Source organism: Nocardioides sp. SYSU D00065, assembly GCF_017916425.1.
Classification (GTDB): domain Bacteria; phylum Actinomycetota; class Actinomycetes; order Propionibacteriales; family Nocardioidaceae; genus Nocardioides.
Genome location: NZ_JAFMSX010000002.1, coordinates 1084758 through 1100940, shown reverse-complemented (window position 1 = coordinate 1100940; position 16183 = coordinate 1084758). Strand labels below are relative to the sequence as shown.

Here is a 16183-nt window from a genome sequence, read left to right as displayed (position 1 = left end):
GCACGGCGCAGGCGGCGCGGCCCGTCACCCCGTGGCGCCTGCCCTCAGCAGCCGACGAGCTTGTCGGCGAACCAGCGGGTGATGCCGTCGAGGCTGACCCGCTCCTGCGCCATCGTGTCGCGCTCGCGGACGGTGACCGCGTCGTCGTCCAGCGTCTCGAAGTCGACCGTCACGCAGAACGGCGTGCCGATCTCGTCCTGCCGGCGGTAGCGGCGACCGATGGCGCCGGAGTCGTCGAACTCGACGTTCCAGTTCTGGCGCAGCTCGGCGGCGAGGGCGCGCGCCTTGGGCGACAGGTCGGCGTTGCGGCTCAGCGGCAGCACGGCGACCTTGACCGGCGCCAGTCGGGGGTCGAGCTTGAGCACGACGCGCTTGTCGACGCCGCCCTTGGTGTTGGGCGCCTCGTCCTCGGTGTAGGCGTCGATGAGGAACGCCATCAGGGAGCGGGTCAGGCCGGCAGCGGGCTCGATCACGTACGGCAGGTAGCGCTCGTCGGCGGCCTGGTCGTAGTACGACAGGTCCTTGCCGGAGAACTCGCTGTGCTGCTTGAGGTCGAAGTCGGTGCGGTTGGCGATGCCCTCGAGCTCCTCGAAGTCACGGCCGGAGAACCCGAAGCGGTACTCGATGTCGGTGGTGCCCTTGGAGTAGTGGGACAGCTTCTCCTGCGGGTGCTCGTAGTGGCGCAGGTTGTCGGGGTTGATACCGAGGTCGACGTACCAGCGGGTGCGCTCCTCGATCCAGTAGCGGAACCACTCCTCGTCCTCGCCCGGCTTGACGAAGAACTCCATCTCCATCTGCTCGAACTCGCGGGTGCGGAAGATGAAGTTGCCGGGAGTGATCTCGTTGCGGAAGCTCTTGCCCATCTGGGCGATGCCGAACGGCGGCTTCTGCCGGCTCGAGGTCACCACGTTGGCGAAGTTGAGGAAGATGCCCTGCGCGGTCTCGGGGCGCAGGTAGTGCAGCCCGGACTGGTCCTCGATCACACCGAGGTAGGTCTTGAGCATCATGTTGAACTCGCGCGGCTCGGTCCAGGCGTTGCGGGTGCCGCAGTTGGGGCAGGCGACCGACTCGTTGATGTCGACCGAGTCGGGGTCGTCGAGGCCCTTCTTGGCGGCGTGGTCCTCCTGGAGGTGGTCCTCGCGGAAGCGCTTGTGGCACGACTGGCACTCCACGAGCGGGTCGCTGAAGGTGCTCAGGTGGCCGCTGGCCTCCCACGTGCGGGTGGGCAGGATGACGCTGGAGTCGAGGCCGACCACGTCGTCGCGGCGGGTGACCATGAACCTCCACCACTGGCGCTTGATGTTCTCCTTGAGCTCCACACCGAGCGGGCCGTAGTCCCACGCCGACCGCGTGCCGCCGTAGATCTCCCCGCAGGGGTAGACGAAGCCTCGGCGCTTGGCGAGCGAGACGACGTTGTCCAGGGCGGTCGGAGCGGGCTTGGCCACGGTGAAGTCCTTCAGGATGGGGCAGGTCGGGCCGGCTGGCTGCCGGCTCGTGGGCGCGAGCGCTCACCCTATCGAGCGCGGCTGGGCCTCGTTGAGGTCGGTCCCCTCCTCGACCAGCTCGTAGGCACTGGGCTCGTCGAGCGCATGCACCATCAGCGGCTGTACGTGCATCTTGCCCTCGTACGACCCCAGCGCCCGCCGGTAGGACCCGACGTTCTCCCAGCGGGTGCTCAGCACCCAGAGGGTCGGCTCGTCCACGTTGCGCCCGACCTCTCCCCCGACGTAGCCCGGTTTGCTGGCGAGGACGCCGAGCGCCTGCAGCAGACCGGCGCGCAGCTGGTCCTCGGCGGCAGGGTCGGCGGGCGTACGGAGCCGAGTCACGACGAGCACCGCCCCAGCCTAGGCCCACGTCGCGCCGTGCCGGCCGCGTCGGTTTGACAACGGTTCTCAGTCTCGCTGAGAATCGTTCTCATGTCGCCCGCCACCCGCCTCGTTCCCCTCGCCAGCCTCCTGACCGCAGCCGCCCTCCTTGCCGGATGCGCTCAGACAGAGGACGACGCCTCCGGAAGTGGTCGCCGGGCCGTGGCGTCCTTCTACCCGCTGGCGTGGGTGACCGAGCAGGTGGCGGGCGACGAGTGGTCGGTCGAGAACCTCACCCAGCCCGGCCAGGAGCCGCACGACCTCGACCTCAGCATCGCGCAGACCGCCGCGATCGAGGAGGCGGACCTGGTCGTGCTCGAGGAGGGCTTCCAGCCGGCCGTCGACGACACGGCGGCCACCGCCGAGGCGCCGGTGCTCGACGCCGCCGCCGTCGTGGAGCTGCGGCCCGCCGACGAGCACGCCGACGAGCACGCCGACGAGCACGCCGACGAGCACGAGGAGGGCCACGAGGGCGAGACCGCCGAGGAGCACGCCGCCCACGAGGACGAGGAGCACGCCGAGGAGGAGCACGCCGAGGAGGGCCACGACCACGGTGACCTCGACCCGCACTTCTGGCTCGACCCGCTGCTGGTCGCCGACTTCGCGGAGGCCGTCGCCGACGAGCTGGGCGAGGTCGACCCCGACGGCGCCCAGACGTACGCCGACAACGCCGAGCAGCTGCGCACCGACCTGGAGGCGCTCGACCGCGAGTACACCGAGGGCCTGGCCACGTGCGAGCGGACCACCACGGTGGTCAGCCACGAGGCCTTCGGCTACCTCGCGCGCTACGGGCTCGACTTCGAGGCCATCGCGGGCCTCTCCCCCGACGCCGAGCCCACCGCAGCGGACCTCGCCCACCTGCAGGAGCTCATCACCGAGGAGGGGGTGACCACGGTGTTCTCGGAGCGGCTGGTCAGCCCCAAGATGGCCGAGACCCTGGCCGACGACCTGGGCGTGGAGACCGCGGTGCTCGACCCGATCGAGGGGCTCTCGGACGACACGGCCGACGAGGACTACCTTTCCCTCATGCGCGCCAACCTCACCGCACTCCAGCAGGCCAACGGCTGCTCGTGACCCGATCCCCCGCGCCCCCGCCCACCGCAGCGCCCGTCGTCCTGGAGCAGGTGTCCGTCTCCATCGGGGGCCGGCCCATCCTGCGTGACGTCGACCTGACCGTGCGCACGGGCGACATGGTGACCCTGCTGGGCCCCAACGGCTCGGGCAAGTCGACGCTCGTCCGCGCCGTCACCGGTCTGCTGCCTCACGCCCGCGGCTCGGTGCGGCTCTTCGGCACCCCCATCGAGAACTTCGCCGACTGGCGCCGGCTGGGCTTCGTGCCGCAGCGATCGACGGCCACCGGCGGCGTACCCGCCACCGTGCGCGAGGTCGTTGCCTCGGGTCGGGTCGGGCGTCGCCGCCTGCTGCGTCCGGCCGGCCCGGCCGACCGTCGAGCAGTGGACTCCGCGCTCGAGGTCGTCGGCCTCGCCGACCGGGCCACGCACGGCGTCTCCCAGCTCTCGGGCGGACAGCAGCAGCGGGTGCTCATCGCCCGGGCGCTGGCCGGCGAGCCGGACCTGCTGGTCCTCGACGAGCCGACCGCGGGCGTCGACCTGCCCAACCAGCAGGCACTGGCGGACGCCCTCGGCCGCCTCAAGGCGCGCGGGGCCACGATCCTGCTGGTCGCGCACGAGATCGGGCCGATGGCGCCGCTCATCGACCGCAGCGTGGTCATGCGGGACGGGTGGGTCGCCTACGACGGCCCGCCGCTGAGCCAGGAGGTCGCCTCGCACACCCACCACGCGCACGACCACGACGTCGCAGGCGACCACGACCACGCGCCCCATGTCGGGTCGCCGTTCGACTGGGAACGGAGGGGCCGCGCATGAGCTTCCTGGACCTGTTCTCGCTCGAGTTCATGCAGCGCGCGCTGCTCGCCGCGCTGCTGACCGGCCTCGCCGCCCCGGCCATTGGCACCTTCATCGTGCAACGGCGGCTCGCGCTGCTGGGCGACGGCATCGGTCACGTCGCCGTCACCGGCGTCGCGCTGGGCCTGCTGACCGGCACGTCCCCGACGTGGACGGCGGTCGTGGTGGCGGTGCTCGGCGCGGTGCTGATGGAGCTGATCCGCGAGCGCGGCCACACCAACGGCGACGTGGCCCTCGCACTGCTGTTCTACGGCGGCCTCGCCGGCGGCGTGCTCATCACCGGCATCGCCGGTCAGGGCGCGGCCACGCTGCAGGCGTACCTGTTCGGCTCGCTCAACAGCATCTCCCCCGACGACGTCCTGTTCACCGCCCTCCTCACCGTCGTGGTGCTCACGGTCACCCTCGGCCTCTCGCCGCAGCTGTTCGCGGTGGCGAGCGACCAGGACTTCGCGCGGGTGGCCGGGCTGCGCGTACGCGCCTACAACCTGCTCATCGCCGTGCTGGCCGCCGTCAGCATCACGGTCGCCATGCGCACCGTCGGGCTCCTGCTCGTCTCCGCGCTGATGGTCGTGCCGGTCGCCACGTCGCAGCAGCTGGCGCGCTCGTTCCGGGCCACCCTGCTCGGCGCGATGGCCGTGGGATGCCTCGCCTCGGTCGGCGGGCTGGTGCTGAGCGCCGCGCTGTCCTTCCGCGTCTCGGTGGCCCCCGGACCGACGATCGTCCTGCTCGCGTTGGCGATGTTCACCGCGACCTGGCCGCTCGGGGTGTGGCTGCGGCGACGGAGCCGGCTGATGGCGCCGTTCCCCGAGGTGTCGGCTGCCCCGCACCGCTCCACCGACGAGCATCCCCACGAGCACGGCGCCGACTGCGGACACCCGGCCGTACCGCACGGGGACCACGTCGACTACGTCCACGACGGCCACCGCCACGCCGTGCACGGGGAGCACTATGACGAGCACTGAGCGCGGTGGCCCGGACCGGCCGACGGTGCGCCCGACGCGACAGCGGCGCGCGGTCGCGGCGGCCCTCGACGCCTTCGACGACTTCCGCAGCGCGCAGGAGATCCACGACCTGATCTCGCGCCAGGGCGACTCGGTGGGCCTGGCGACCGTCTACCGCACCCTGTCCACCCTGGCCGACGCCGGCGAGGTCGACATGCTGCGCACCGAGGAGGGCGAGGCGATCTGGCGCCGCTGCTCCGGCACGCACCACCACCACCTGGTCTGCCGCGCCTGCGGGGCCACCGTGGAGGTCGAGGGACCGGCCGTCGAGCAGTGGGCCGACACGGTCGCGGCCGAGCACGGCTTCGCCGCGATCAGCCACACGCTGGAGGTCTTCGGGACCTGCCGGAGCTGCTCGACCCGGTGACGGCGCGCGCGCCGGCCGGCATGCCGGTCAGGCGGGCGCGGGGCCGTTGGGCAGCGCGCCGCCGTAGCGCCGGTCGCGGCCGGCGTACGTCTCGATGGCGGCCCACAGGTGGCGCCGGTCGACGTCGGGCCAGAGCACGTCGGTGAACACCATCTCGCTGTAGGCGGCCTGCCACAGCATGAAGTTGGAGAGCCGCTGCTCCCCCGACGTGCGCCACACCAGGTCGGCGTCGGGCAGCTCGGGGACGTAGAGGTGCCGGGCGAACGTGCGCTCGTCGATCCGGTCGGGGTCCAGCCGGCCGGCGGCGACCTCGCGCCCGATCGACCGGGCGGCGTCCGCGAGCTCGGCGCGCCCGCCGTAGTTGACGCACATGGTCAGCGTGAGCACGTCGTTGTCGCGAGTCATCTCCTCGGCGACGCGGAGCTCTTTGATGACCGAGCGCCACAGCCGCGGCGCGCGTCCCGCCCAGCGCACGCGTACGCCCAGCTCGTGCATCTCGTCGCGCCGCCTGCGGATGACGTCGCGGTTGAACCCCATCAGGAAGCGCACCTCGTCGGGCGAGCGCGACCAGTTCTCGGTCGAGAACGCGTAGGCGGAGATCGCCTTCACGCCGATCTCGATGGCGCCCTCGACGACGTCGAAGAGCGTGTGCTCCCCCTGCTCGTGGCCCTTCGTGCGCGGCAGCCCGCGCTGCTTGGCCCAGCGACCGTTGCCGTCCATGACGATGGCGACGTGCTCGGGCACGAGGTCCCGCGGCACCGGCGGCGGGGTCGCCCCGCTGGGGTGCGGGGTCGGCGGTCGGACGGCGCGCTTCACGGGTGCAGCCTAGATCTCCGGCCTTGGGGGTTGGACGCGGACGCGCAGCGACCCGTCCCGGTCGCCCCAGCCCGCTGCGCCAGCACGGGCTGCAGGATGTCGACGTACGTCGCCTCACCGCCGCACCGCGACGCCGGGGCCCCTGGCGCTCGACACCCGACCTGTTGGTCCTTCCGAGCCTCCAGCCAGCCTCCCCAGGGGCGATGTCCGTGGTGGCGATCGGTGCGGCTCGCCAGGCGAACTCAGCTCGTTGCTGCAGCTCGATCGTGCGTGGGAGGTTGCGGGGCATGCCGGGCGTGAGGTTGACCGCAGATCGGCGGTTGGTGATCGAGCGGGCCTCATTGGCCGGGTTGCCGCAATCCACGATCGCGGCGTTGGTGGGCAAGCATCCGTCGACGATCTCGACGGAGCAGCTGCGTCGGGCTGGGTCGTTCGGGACTCGAACGCCACGTGCTCGTACGGCACGTGGTCGGGGCGTAGGTAGCGAGTGAGTACGGCGCGACGTGGTCACAGCGCGAGGCCGCGCTCAAGACACGCCGCCCCAAGCCCGACGCCTGGACCATGCGCCGTTGCGGGAGCAGGTATGGCAGCTGTTGCGATCCGAGTGATCGCTGGGACAGATCGCGGCGATGCCGCCGGTGTCGTTCCCACGCGATCGAAGGGTGCGGGTGTCGCACGAGAACGATCTACCAGTCGCTGTTCGTCCAGACCAGCGCCAACGCCAACGCCGCAACCTCAGACCGGCGACGCCAAGAGGATCACGACCTACCTTCTGCGATCCCGAATCGCCGCCGCCTCACGATGGCCGCGTGCGACACGTCGCCTTGCAGCTCAACACGCGGCCCCGCGAGACCCTCGAATGGCAGACTCCCGGACAGGCCCTCGACCAGAGCCTCGCTGCAACAACGGGCTCATCTCGCGGTATGGGCCGGTGTCGGTGCCCAGCAATATAATCGAACGCATGATCGAGGCACTGGCAGGACCGCGAGGCGCAGAGGCCGAGGACCTCTCCGCCTCCGCGCTGCTGGCTGCGATCAAGGAGAGGAAGGCCGCAGAGGACCGCGCGGCAGCCGACCAGCTCGACCTCGCTGCCCGGTGGGCCGACCTGCACCCGCCGGAGTCGATCCACGCAGCTGCGTCGTTCACCGTGCCGGGGTGTGAGCACGAGGAGCCGATCGCCGGCGAGGGTGCGCCGTTGGTGGCGGAGTTCTGTGTCGCGGAGCTCGGCGCCGTGCTCGGCATCTCGACGACCGCGGCGAAGCGGCTCATCGGGGACGCGCTCGAGCTGCGCCACCGGCTGCCGCGGCTGTGGGCGCAGGTCCAGTCAGGTGCCGTGCCGGCGTGGCGGGCCCGGTCGGTCGCCGAGGTCACGATCCACGCCACCCCTGCGCTGACCCGCGAGGCGGCGGGCTGGGTCGACAGCCAGGTCGCTGCCGTGGCCGGGCGCATCGGTCCCGCGCAGCTGGACCGGCTCGTCGCCGAGACCATCAAGCGGCACGACCTCGCGCCCCCGGACCCGGCCGCCGACCCCGAGGACGGCTACCTCTCCATGGATCCACGTCACGTCACCATCGACACGCAGGACGTGCACTACGCCGGGACCATGCGCCTCGAGGCCGAGCTCGACCTCGCCGACGCCCTCGACCTCGACCGCGCGCTCGCCCACGGCGCTGCGACGCTCGCCGCCCTCGGCTCCCCCGCCCCGTTGGACGCGCGCCGCGCCAAGGCCCTCGGCGACCTCGCCCGCACCCAGACCGCACTCGACCTCCACACCCAAGGTCACCTCGCCAAGCAAAGCTCGGACGGGCTCCCCGTGGCGCGTGAGGTCGTGCTGCACGCCCACTTCGACGCCACCACGGTCGGTGAACAGACGGTGTTCAGGCCCACCGGCCGGCTCGAGGAAGGCCAGCGGCTCGTCCTGCTCGACCAGGTCAAGGCGTGGTGCGCCGACACGCGCACCAAGGTCACCATCAAGCCCGTCATCGACCTCAACGCCGAGCTCACCTCACCGGGCTACGACATCCCCGACCGGATCCGCGAGCAGGTCGCCCTCCGCGACGCCACCTGCGTCTTCCCCTACTGCTCCCGACCCGCCCGCGCCTGCGACATCGACCACGTCATCCCCCACGACCCCGACGCCGACGCGGAAGGCCGCCCACAACCCGGGCCCACCACCACGTCCAACCTCGCCGCCCTCTGCCGCAGGCACCACCGGCTCAAGACACACTCCCCCTGGCGCTACGCCGTCACCGGATCCGGCACGTTCAAGTGGACCAGCCCCCACGGACACCGCTACCGGCGCGACCGCACCGGCACCACCCCGATCGACCCAGCGAGCCCGCCCGGCATTCCGCGGCCGCGCCGACGATGACCCCGCCCCGCACCCCGCCGAGCCGAGTCGGTGGGGTCACTGGCATGCCCGGGCGTCCTGGCCGGGCAGATGTGAGGGCCCCAACCTCACTCCCCGAGGGCCTGGAGGAAGCCGGATGCCTCGCCGGGCCAGTGCGCCGGCGACTCGTGACCGCGGTGGTCGATCAATCACCTCATTCGCAGAGCGTCCTGTCAGGTAGGTGCATCCCCAGATCGCATCGGATCCGGATCACCGGTCCCGGCGACGCATGAGCAGCCACGCCACCGCTGCCAGCAGGGCTGCGAGGACCAAGAGTTCCAATGCGCCGATGTCGAACATGAGCAGACTCTAGGGGTCTGCAGCCGCCGTGCGAGCTTCGAGAGCCCCCCACGGCGAGTTCCGCAGCACCAGGCTCCGGCGGTGCGCGGACTCGCGCCTGGAGAGCGGCCGCGCGCACCCGCACGACCGAGACCGACCCCGCAGCCTCAGCGCTCGACGTACGCCATCGAGCGCAGGCCGCGCTCGAGGTGCCAGGCGAGGTAGGCCGACACCAGTCCGCTCGCCTCGCGCAGGTGCCGCGGGTCGGCGGCGTGCACGACCGGCCAGTCGCCGACGAGCAGCGCCCCCAAGACCGTCACTGTCTCCGGCGCGGGAGTCGCCGATCCGGGCAGTCGGTCCGAGGAGCACAGCACGCCGCCGGCCGAGGGGTTGAAGAACCGGTGCGGACCTTCGAGCCCGCACTGCACGCAGTGGTCGAACGACGGGGCGTAGCCCGCGACCGACAGCGACCGCAGCAGGTAGGAGTCGAGGACCTGGCCGGGCGGGTGCTCGCCGCCGGCCATCGCCCGCAGGCCGCCGACCAGCAGCAGGAACTGCTGGACGGCCGGCTCCTTGTCCTCGGTCACCAGACGCTCCGCCGTCTCGAGCATCACCGTGCCGGCGGTGTAGCGGTCGTAGTCGAGCCCGAGGCGCGAGTGGAACGGGTCGAGCGTCTCGGCCTGAGTGATCACGTCGAGGCTGCGTCCCTCCGCCAGCTGCAGGTCGACGTGCGTGAACGGCTCCAGGCGCGAGCCCCAGCGCGACGTCGTACGCCGCACCCCCTTGGCGACCGCCCGCACCCGCCCGTGCTGACGCGTCAGCAGGGTGATGATGCGGTCGGCCTCGCCCAGCTTGTGGGTGCGCAGCACGACCGCCTCGTCGCGGTAGAGGGGCACCCGGCCATTGTCCCTCATCCGATCGCATGGGCGCCGGTGCGTGCTCCGTGTTTCCGGCACGCCCCGGAATCCGGTCGCCGCCGGGACTGCGAGGTGGCACCCTGGCGCCGTGATCGAGATCGTGGAGGCAGGACCGGAGGACTGGGCACTGGTGCGCGACGTACGGCTGCGCGCCCTCGCGGACAGCCCGGAGGCGTTCGGCACGAACCTCCCCAGCGCTCAGGCGCTGCCCGAGCAGGAGTGGCGCGACCGCCTCAGCGGGCCGCACGCGACCTTCCTCGCCATGGTGGACGGCCACCCTGCCGGGATGGGCGGCGTCCTCCTGGCCGACGACCCGGACGTGGCTTGGATCTGGGGCATGTGGACCGACCCCGCCGTCCGGGGACGAGGCGTCGGGCGGCGGTTCCTGGAGGCGCTGGTGGACTGGGCGACGGCGGCCGGGCGCACGCCGTACCTCCACGTGACGGAGGGCAACGACGGCGCCCGGGCGCTCTACGTCTCCTGCGGGTTCGTCCCGACCGGCGTGCGCCGGCCCCTGCGCGAGGGCTCGCCGCTGCAGGTCGAGGAGATGGCGCTCACGCGCGGTTGACCGCGCTGATCACTGCCTTGAGGGAGGCGGTGACGATGTTGGCGTCGACGCCGACGCCCCACAGCACCTTGTCGCCCCGCTCCGAGGACACCGCGCACTCGACGTACGCTGCGGCCATGGCGTCGCCGCCGGCCGAGAGAGCGTGCTCGGCGTAGTCGAGGACGCGGACGTCGTGGCCGATCTCGGAGATCGCCTCGACGAACGCCGCGATCGGGCCGTTGCCCTGCCCTGTCAGCTCGCGACGCTCACCGTCGACGTACACCCCGACGGTGAGCTGGTCCTTCTCCCCCGCGGCGCTGGAGGTGTGGACCGTGTCGAGTCGGAGAGGCGTCTCGCGGTCGAGGTACTCCTCGCGGAACACGCGCCAGATCTCCTCCGGCGTGATCTCCCCGCCCTGGGTGTCGGTGTGCTGCTGGACGACGCGGCTGAACTCGATCTGCGCGCGGCGGGGCAGGTCGAGCTTGTGCTCGGCCTTCAGGACGTAGGCCACGCCGCCCTTGCCGGACTGGCTGTTGACGCGGATGACCGCCTCGTAGGTGCGGCCGACGTCCTTGGGGTCGATGGGGAGGTACGGCGCCTCCCACGGCAGCTCGCCGACGTCGACGCCGAGCGCCGTGGCCTTCTTGTCGAGGTCCTCGAGACCCTTCTTGATGGCGTCCTGGTGAGAGCCGGAGAACGCGGTGTAGACGAGGTCGCCCGCGTAGGGGTGGCGCGGGTGGACCGGCAGGTTGGTGCAGTACTCGACGGTGCGGCGGATCTCGTCGATCCCGGCACCCCCGAGGGCGAAGTCGATCTGCGGGTCGATGCCCTGGCTGAACAGGTTCATGCCCAGCGTCACCAGGTCGACGTTGCCGGTGCGCTCGCCGTGGCCGAACAGGCAGCCCTCGACGCGGTCGGCGCCGGCCATCAGTCCCAGCTCCGTCGCGGCGACCGCGGTGCCGCGGTCGTTGTGGGGGTGGAGGCTGATCGCGGAGTGCTCGCGGCGGGTCAGCCCGCGCCCGAAGTACTCGATCTGGTCGGCGTAGGTGTTGGGCGTGGACATCTCCACGGTCGCGGGCAGGTTGAGGATGATCTCGCGACCCGCCTCGGGCTGCCACACGTCGGAGACCGCCTCGCAGACGCTGAGGGCGAAGTCGGTGTCGGACTGGGTGAAGATCTCGGGGCTGTACTGGTAGCCGAAGTCCTCGCTGCCGACCATGCCGCCGAGGCGCTCCTCGGCGTACTTGAGGACCATCTCGGTGCCGCGGACCGCGATGTTGCGGCACTCGTCGGGTGTCACGTTGAAGACGACGCGCTGGAACAGCGGCGCCGTGGCGTTGTAGAGGTGGACCGTCGCGCGCGGCGCCCCGACCAGGGAGTCGATCGTGCGCTCGATGAGGTCCTCGCGCGCCTGCGTGAGGACCGAGATCTGCACGTCGTCGGGGATCCGGTCCTCCTCGACGAGCTTGCGGACGAAGTCGAAGTCGGTCTGGCTCGCGCTGGGGAAGCCGACCTCGATCTCCTTGTAGCCCATCGCGACCAGCAGCTCGAACATCGTCAGCTTGCGGGCCGGCGTCATCGGGTCGATCAGCGCCTGGTTGCCGTCACGCAGGTCCGTGGACAGCCAGCGGGGCGCCTTGTCGACCCTCTTCGTCGGCCACGTGCGGTCGGGTACGTCGACGGGCACGAACGGCGTGTAGCGGGCGAACGGCATCGGGCTCGTCGCCTGGCGGTTGGCGGTGTTGCTCAGGTGGGTCATGAGGTCCTCGTCGGTCGGGATGGTCGGGCGACCGGCGCGCGCCACACTCCGCAACGAGGGGGCCGGTGTCAGGCCTCGCTGCGGCAACCAAGGAGGAGGATGCGCATCATGACCGGACCAGCGTAGCCGCACCGGTACGGCGCTGCCGCAGGCCTCCCGCGTCGTGAGACGGCTCAGGCCCGCCCCCGCGCGGCGTACGCCACCGCGGTGAGCTCGATCGGTCCGTCGCCGAGCCGCCGGCGCAGGACCTCCTCAAGCCGCCGGCGACCGTCCGGGCCGAGCTCCGCGATCGCGTCGCCGGCCGGCCCGACGCCGTGGAGGTAGGGCTCCCACCACTCCTCGAAGCTCGGGTGCCTGACCGTGACCTCGATCGCCGTCGACTCCACGTGTCGCAGCCCAGCCGCGCGGAGGATGGCGACCAGGTCGTCCTCGGAGCCGCCCGCGAAGTCGCGCTCGCCCCCGTGCTCGGGCTCGACCTCCGCGACGGCCGCCCACAGCGGCCACATCGGCGCCCGGGAGCCCGCGAGGTCCCACACCGTGGCGCCGACCCACCCGCCGCGACGCGTCACGCGTGCCATCTCGGCCACGCCCGCGACGGGGTCGGTCATGAAGTGCACGACCAGGCAGGCCGCGGCCACGTCGAAGGTGTCGTCCGCGTACGGCAGCGACTCCGCGCCGCCTCGGTGTACCTCGACCCCGGGGCACCGCTGCCGGCAGGCAGCCACGAACGTCTCGGACGGGTCGACGGCCGACACTCGCTCTGCGCCGAGGCGACGCACGAGCTGCTCGGTGAGCGCGCCCGGCCCGCAGCCGACGTCCAGCGCGCGCTGGCCGTCGGCCACCTCGAGCCACTGCGCGAGGCGGGCGGCGAGCGGTCGGGAGTACCTGCCCATGAAGCGGTCGTAGGCCTCACCGCTCACCTCGAACGTCACGGCACAGACGCTACGCCGGGCCATGCCCGGTGAGTAGCCTCGGCACCGTGCCCCGGCTGCTGATCGTCCACCACTCGCCGACCCCGTCGGTCGCGGCACTGACCGGGGCGGTCAAGCACGTCGACTCCGTCTTGCTCGAGGTCGGCAGGCCGTACGAGCTGGGCGGGACGCTCGCGGCGCTGGTGCTGGGATGACCCGCGCCTTCCGCGCCCTGGCGACGGCGCTCGTGCTGCTGGTCGTGGCGACGGCCTGCACGTCGCCGTCCGCCGAGCCGCGCGAGGACCGGCCGACCTCCGCCAGCCCGAGCCCGACTGGGACCGCGCCGCCGGATCCCGGCCCGAGGCCGAGGTCGGGCCAGTGCCACGACCTCACCTTCCGACAGGCGGTGGCGCTGGTGGGCAGGACGGCGGCGGTGCCGTGCCGGCGCCCACACACGGCGCAGACCTACTACGTCGGCCGCCTCGACCTGGAGACCGAGTCCGGGCACACCCGGCGCGCCGACTCGCGCGCCGCGCAGCGCCAGGCCCGGTCGGCGTGCACGGCGCGACTGCCCCGCCACCTCGGCCTGACGCCGCGCGAGCTGCGGCTGAGCATGGCTCGGCCGGTCTGGTTCACCCCCAGCCCGGCGCGTGCCGACGCGGGCGCCGACTGGTTCCGGTGCGACGTCGTGGTGGTCGCGGCGCCGAGGACGCTGCTGCGGCTGCCGGGACGGACGAGGGGCTGGGGCGCGACGCCGGCGATCGCGATGTGCGCGACGGCGGCACCCGGCACGCCGTCGTTCCGGCGGGTCACCTGCGGGTCGCGGCACTCCTGGCGCGCAGCGACGTCCGTCGACATCCCCGGCAGGCGCCTGCCCGCCCAGCCGGCGATCGCGGCCCGGATGGAGTCGCCGTGCCGGGACACCGCACGCGCCCAGGCGGACGATCCGCTCGAGTTCACGTGGGCGGAGGAGAGCCCGACGCGCGAGCAGTGGGCGGCCGGCCAGCGCTACGGGATCTGCTGGGTCCCCGCCTGAGCGTCCGGCCTGCGACGGCCGAGGACGACCTGGTCTACGTCCAGACCGGGACCCAGCACGGCCCAGTGCCTCGAGGCGTACAGCCGGCGCGCCGGGTCCGACTCGTCCGCCGTGGTCATCAGCAGCCAGCGCTCGTGCGGGAGCCCGTGGGTGACCGTGTCGAGCAGGCGCCCGCCCAAGCCGCGCCCCCGCGTCTCGGCCAGCACACCAATGGAGACCAGCTCGAAGTGACCGCCCAGCCACTGCGCGGCCAACGCCTCGGGCCAGCCGTCCGCGACGGAGTCGGTCCACCACTGCCCGGGCTGTCCCGTGTAGCCGTAGGCGAAGCCGACCAGGCGCCCGTCGAGCCGGGCCCGCGCCAGCCGGAAGCCAGCTCGGCCGACGTGCCGGTCCCACACCCCCTCCCGCCAGCTGTCGAGGTCCGGCACGTCCGCGAAGACGGCGTCGTAGACCGGCCACAGCTCCCGCGTGTCGTCCTCGGTGACGGCGGTGACGAGGTCGAGCCCGGGCAGCATTCAGAACCCGAGCTTGCGCAGCTGGCGAGGGTCGCGCTGCCAGTCCTTGGCGATCTTGACCTGGAGGTCGAGGTAGACGGGGGTGCCGAGCAAGGCCTCGATCTGTCGGCGCGCGGCGGTGCCGACCGCGCGCAGCCGCGAGCCCTTGTGGCCGATCATGATGCCCTTCTGCGAGTCCCGCTCGACGTAGAGGTTGGCCACGATGTCGAGCAGCGGCTTGTCCTCGGGTCGTCCCTCGCGCAGCCCCATCTCCTCGACGACGACGGCGATGGAGTGCGGCAGCTCGTCGCGTACGCCCTCCAGTGCGGCCTCGCGGATCAGGTCGGCGGCCAGTGCCTCCTCCGGCGCGTCGGTGAGGTCGCCGTCGGGGTAGAGCGGCGGCCCCTCGGGCATCAGTCCGACGAGCAGGTCGGCGAGCAGGTCCACCTGGTCGCCGGCCACAGCGGAGACCGGCACGATCTCCGCCCACTCGGTCGCGGTCTCCTCGCCCAGCGCGGCGATGTCCATCAGGTGGCTGGCCAGCTGCTCGGGGCTGACCAGGTCGGTCTTGGTGGCCACCGCCACGCGGGTCGTGCGGCGCACCTTGGCCAGCTCGGTGACCAGGAACCGGTCGCCCGGGCCGATCTTCTCGTTGGCGGGGAAGCACACCGCGACGACGTCGACCTCCGCCCACGTCGTGCGGACCAGGTCGTTGAGCCGCTCGCCGAGGAGCGTGCGGGGCCGGTGCAGGCCGGGAGTGTCGACGAGGATCAGCTGGGCGTCGTCGCGGTGCACGATGCCGCGCACCACGTTGCGGGTCGTCTGCGGCTTGGACGAGGTGATCACGATCTTGGACCCGACCAGCGCGTTGGTCAGCGTGGACTTGCCGGCGTTGGGCCGACCGACGAACGAGGCGAAGCCGCTGCGGAAGCCCTCCGGCGCCGCGTAGAAGGCGCCGGCAGGCGCGACGCCGGACAGGTCGAACTCGTCATCCGCGTCGTCGTCCAGGTCGTCGTCGAGGTCGTCGTCGAGGTCGTCGTCGAGGTCGTCGTCGAGGTCGTCGTCGTCCGCAGGCTCGTGCTGCTCGTGCTCGTCAGTCATGGTCTGCCTCCCGCGCCGCGTCGTACTCCGCCCAGATCTGCTCGTCACTCTTCCCTGCCGCCTTGCCCGCGCGCCAGATGGGACCGGGGTCGACCTTGCGCGGCTGGCGCCCGGCGGTGGCACGCCAGTAGCCCATCACGTCGTAGTGGCTGGCCGGCAGGCCGACCTCGCGCATCAGGTGCTTGCGGATGGCACGCATCTGCGCCGACTCGCCGGCCATCCAGAAGTAGCCCTCACCCTCCGGCCACTCGATGCCCTCGACGACGCTGGCGAGCGCGCTCTGCCCCGGCGCCGGCGGCGTCAACCAGGTGACCTCCGTGGTGCCGGGCAGGTAGCCCGCCAGGTCGTCGGGCACCTCCGCGATGACGCGCGTCGGCAGGTCCGGGCGGGCCTCGACGATCCGCGCCATGGCCGGCATGGCCGTCAGGTCGCCGACGAGCAGGAGCCACCGGGCGTCCGGCGGGGGCGAGAACGACGCCTTGGGCTCGGTGATGGTCACGATGTCGCCGAGGCAGTCGCGCATGGCCCACTCCGTGACCAGCCCGACGTCGTGGACGACGACGTCGAGGGTCAGCTCGTCGCGGTCGAAGGAGCGGACAGTGTAGTAGCGACTCTGGAACTGGCCGGGGACCACGAGGCCCACCCACTCGTCGGGCACGCCGGTGCTCTCGAACCCGTCGAGGCCGCCGAGGACGAGGCGCACCAGGTGGTCCGACAGCGGCTCGCGGCGACGTACGGTCGCCTGGAACTGCGCTGCCCGGGTGCTCACCGGAGGA

The 16183-nt window shown here is 72.2% G+C and carries 17 protein-coding genes; 8 read left to right on the top strand and 9 right to left on the bottom strand.

Going from position 1 to position 16183, the window contains the following annotated elements:
* Window positions 1–44: 44 nt before the first annotated feature.
* On the bottom strand, window positions 45–1445 hold the full coding sequence (locus tag J3P41_RS13350; protein WP_210650771.1) for a glycine--tRNA ligase: 1401 nt from the start codon (window positions 1443–1445) through the stop codon (window positions 45–47).
* Window positions 1446–1508: 63 nt separating this feature from the next.
* On the bottom strand, window positions 1509–1835 hold the full coding sequence (locus tag J3P41_RS13345; RefSeq protein ID WP_307861981.1) for an antibiotic biosynthesis monooxygenase family protein: 327 nt from the start codon (window positions 1833–1835) through the stop codon (window positions 1509–1511).
* A gap of 192 nt (window positions 1836–2027) precedes the next feature.
* Between J3P41_RS13345 and J3P41_RS13340 the strand changes: the two genes are divergently transcribed.
* From J3P41_RS13340 to J3P41_RS13325, 4 genes are read left to right on the top strand one after another with little or no spacing between them, the layout of a single operon-like run.
* Window positions 2028–2939, top strand: a complete 912-nt coding sequence (locus J3P41_RS13340; protein ID WP_307861980.1) for a metal ABC transporter solute-binding protein, Zn/Mn family — start codon at window positions 2028–2030, stop codon at window positions 2937–2939.
* Window positions 2936–3751, top strand: coding sequence for a metal ABC transporter ATP-binding protein (locus J3P41_RS13335; RefSeq protein WP_210650770.1), 816 nt, complete (start codon window positions 2936–2938; stop codon window positions 3749–3751). Before J3P41_RS13340 ends, J3P41_RS13335 begins: the two co-directional genes overlap by 4 nt.
* Entirely contained in the window at window positions 3748–4752 is a 1005-nt protein-coding gene (locus J3P41_RS13330; RefSeq protein ID WP_210650769.1) for a metal ABC transporter permease, read from the top strand. The genes J3P41_RS13335 and J3P41_RS13330 overlap by 4 nt, the downstream gene beginning before the upstream one ends.
* Entirely contained in the window at window positions 4739–5158 is a 420-nt protein-coding gene (locus J3P41_RS13325; RefSeq protein ID WP_210650768.1) for a Fur family transcriptional regulator, read from the top strand. Before J3P41_RS13330 ends, J3P41_RS13325 begins: the two co-directional genes overlap by 14 nt.
* A 27-nt stretch (window positions 5159–5185) precedes the next feature.
* Here J3P41_RS13325 and J3P41_RS13320 read toward each other — a convergent pair whose 3' ends face one another.
* Window positions 5186–5974, bottom strand: a complete 789-nt coding sequence (locus J3P41_RS13320; protein WP_210650767.1) for an isoprenyl transferase — start codon at window positions 5972–5974, stop codon at window positions 5186–5188.
* A 961-nt stretch (window positions 5975–6935) separates the two neighbouring features.
* Between J3P41_RS13320 and J3P41_RS18730 the strand changes: the two genes are divergently transcribed.
* A complete protein-coding gene (locus J3P41_RS18730) occupies window positions 6936–8345 on the top strand; it encodes an HNH endonuclease signature motif containing protein (protein ID WP_246861962.1) in 1410 nt (469 codons plus the stop codon).
* Between the two features lie 464 nt (window positions 8346–8809).
* On the opposite strand, the gene recO is transcribed toward J3P41_RS18730, so the two are convergent.
* Window positions 8810–9538: a DNA repair protein RecO gene (recO, locus tag J3P41_RS13305; protein ID WP_210650765.1), complete on the bottom strand. Its 729-nt coding sequence runs from the start codon at window positions 9536–9538 to the stop codon at window positions 8810–8812.
* 109 nt (window positions 9539–9647) lie between these two features.
* On the opposite strand from recO, the gene J3P41_RS18980 reads away from it, so the two are divergent.
* Window positions 9648–10127, top strand: coding sequence for a GNAT family N-acetyltransferase (locus J3P41_RS18980; protein ID WP_210650764.1), 480 nt, complete (start codon window positions 9648–9650; stop codon window positions 10125–10127).
* Here J3P41_RS18980 and leuA read toward each other — a convergent pair.
* Together leuA and J3P41_RS13290 are read right to left on the bottom strand one after the other, a co-directional pair.
* Window positions 10114–11865 (bottom strand): 2-isopropylmalate synthase, encoded by a 1752-nt coding sequence (gene leuA, locus J3P41_RS13295; protein WP_210650763.1) that lies wholly within the window; start codon window positions 11863–11865, stop codon window positions 10114–10116. The two genes, J3P41_RS18980 and leuA, sit on opposite strands and share 14 nt — an antisense overlap.
* A 173-nt stretch (window positions 11866–12038) precedes the next feature.
* Window positions 12039–12797, bottom strand: a complete 759-nt coding sequence (locus J3P41_RS13290) for a class I SAM-dependent methyltransferase (RefSeq protein WP_210650762.1) — start codon at window positions 12795–12797, stop codon at window positions 12039–12041.
* Between the two features lie 47 nt (window positions 12798–12844).
* On the opposite strand from J3P41_RS13290, the gene J3P41_RS13285 reads away from it, so the two are divergent.
* Together J3P41_RS13285 and J3P41_RS13280 are read left to right on the top strand one after the other, a co-directional pair.
* Entirely contained in the window at window positions 12845–12991 is a 147-nt protein-coding gene (locus J3P41_RS13285) for a hypothetical protein (protein WP_210650761.1), read from the top strand.
* Window positions 12988–13812 carry a septum formation family protein gene (locus tag J3P41_RS13280; protein WP_210650760.1) on the top strand — a complete coding sequence of 275 codons (825 nt, stop codon included), beginning with the start codon at window positions 12988–12990 and terminating at the stop codon, window positions 13810–13812. The genes J3P41_RS13285 and J3P41_RS13280 overlap by 4 nt, the downstream gene beginning before the upstream one ends.
* Here the strand turns inward: J3P41_RS13280 and J3P41_RS13275 are convergent.
* Genes J3P41_RS13275 through J3P41_RS13265 form a run of 3 tightly spaced genes read right to left on the bottom strand, consistent with a single transcriptional unit; the run spans window position 13785 to window position 16176 of the window.
* Window positions 13785–14327, bottom strand: a complete 543-nt coding sequence (locus tag J3P41_RS13275) for a GNAT family N-acetyltransferase (protein ID WP_210650759.1) — start codon at window positions 14325–14327, stop codon at window positions 13785–13787. The two genes, J3P41_RS13280 and J3P41_RS13275, sit on opposite strands and share 28 nt — an antisense overlap.
* Entirely contained in the window at window positions 14328–15407 is a 1080-nt protein-coding gene (gene era, locus J3P41_RS13270; protein ID WP_210650758.1) for a GTPase Era, read from the bottom strand.
* Window positions 15400–16176 (bottom strand): siderophore-interacting protein, encoded by a 777-nt coding sequence (locus tag J3P41_RS13265; RefSeq protein WP_210650757.1) that lies wholly within the window; start codon window positions 16174–16176, stop codon window positions 15400–15402. The genes era and J3P41_RS13265 overlap by 8 nt, the downstream gene beginning before the upstream one ends.
* Window positions 16177–16183: the final 7 nt, after the last annotated feature.

Coding starts and splice junctions, on each gene's coding strand:
- J3P41_RS13330 (WP_210650769.1), top strand. CDS start 3,748: ATGAGCTTCCTGGACCTGTTCTCGCTCGAGTTCATGCAGCGCGCGCTG.
- leuA (WP_210650763.1), bottom strand. CDS start 11,865: ATGACCCACCTGAGCAACACCGCCAACCGCCAGGCGACGAGCCCGATG.
- era (WP_210650758.1), bottom strand. CDS start 15,407: ATGACTGACGAGCACGAGCAGCACGAGCCTGCGGACGACGACGACCTC.
- J3P41_RS13280 (WP_210650760.1), top strand. CDS start 12,988: ATGACCCGCGCCTTCCGCGCCCTGGCGACGGCGCTCGTGCTGCTGGTC.
- J3P41_RS18730 (WP_246861962.1), top strand. CDS start 6,936: ATGATCGAGGCACTGGCAGGACCGCGAGGCGCAGAGGCCGAGGACCTC.
- J3P41_RS13325 (WP_210650768.1), top strand. CDS start 4,739: ATGACGAGCACTGAGCGCGGTGGCCCGGACCGGCCGACGGTGCGCCCG.
- J3P41_RS13275 (WP_210650759.1), bottom strand. CDS start 14,327: ATGCTGCCCGGGCTCGACCTCGTCACCGCCGTCACCGAGGACGACACG.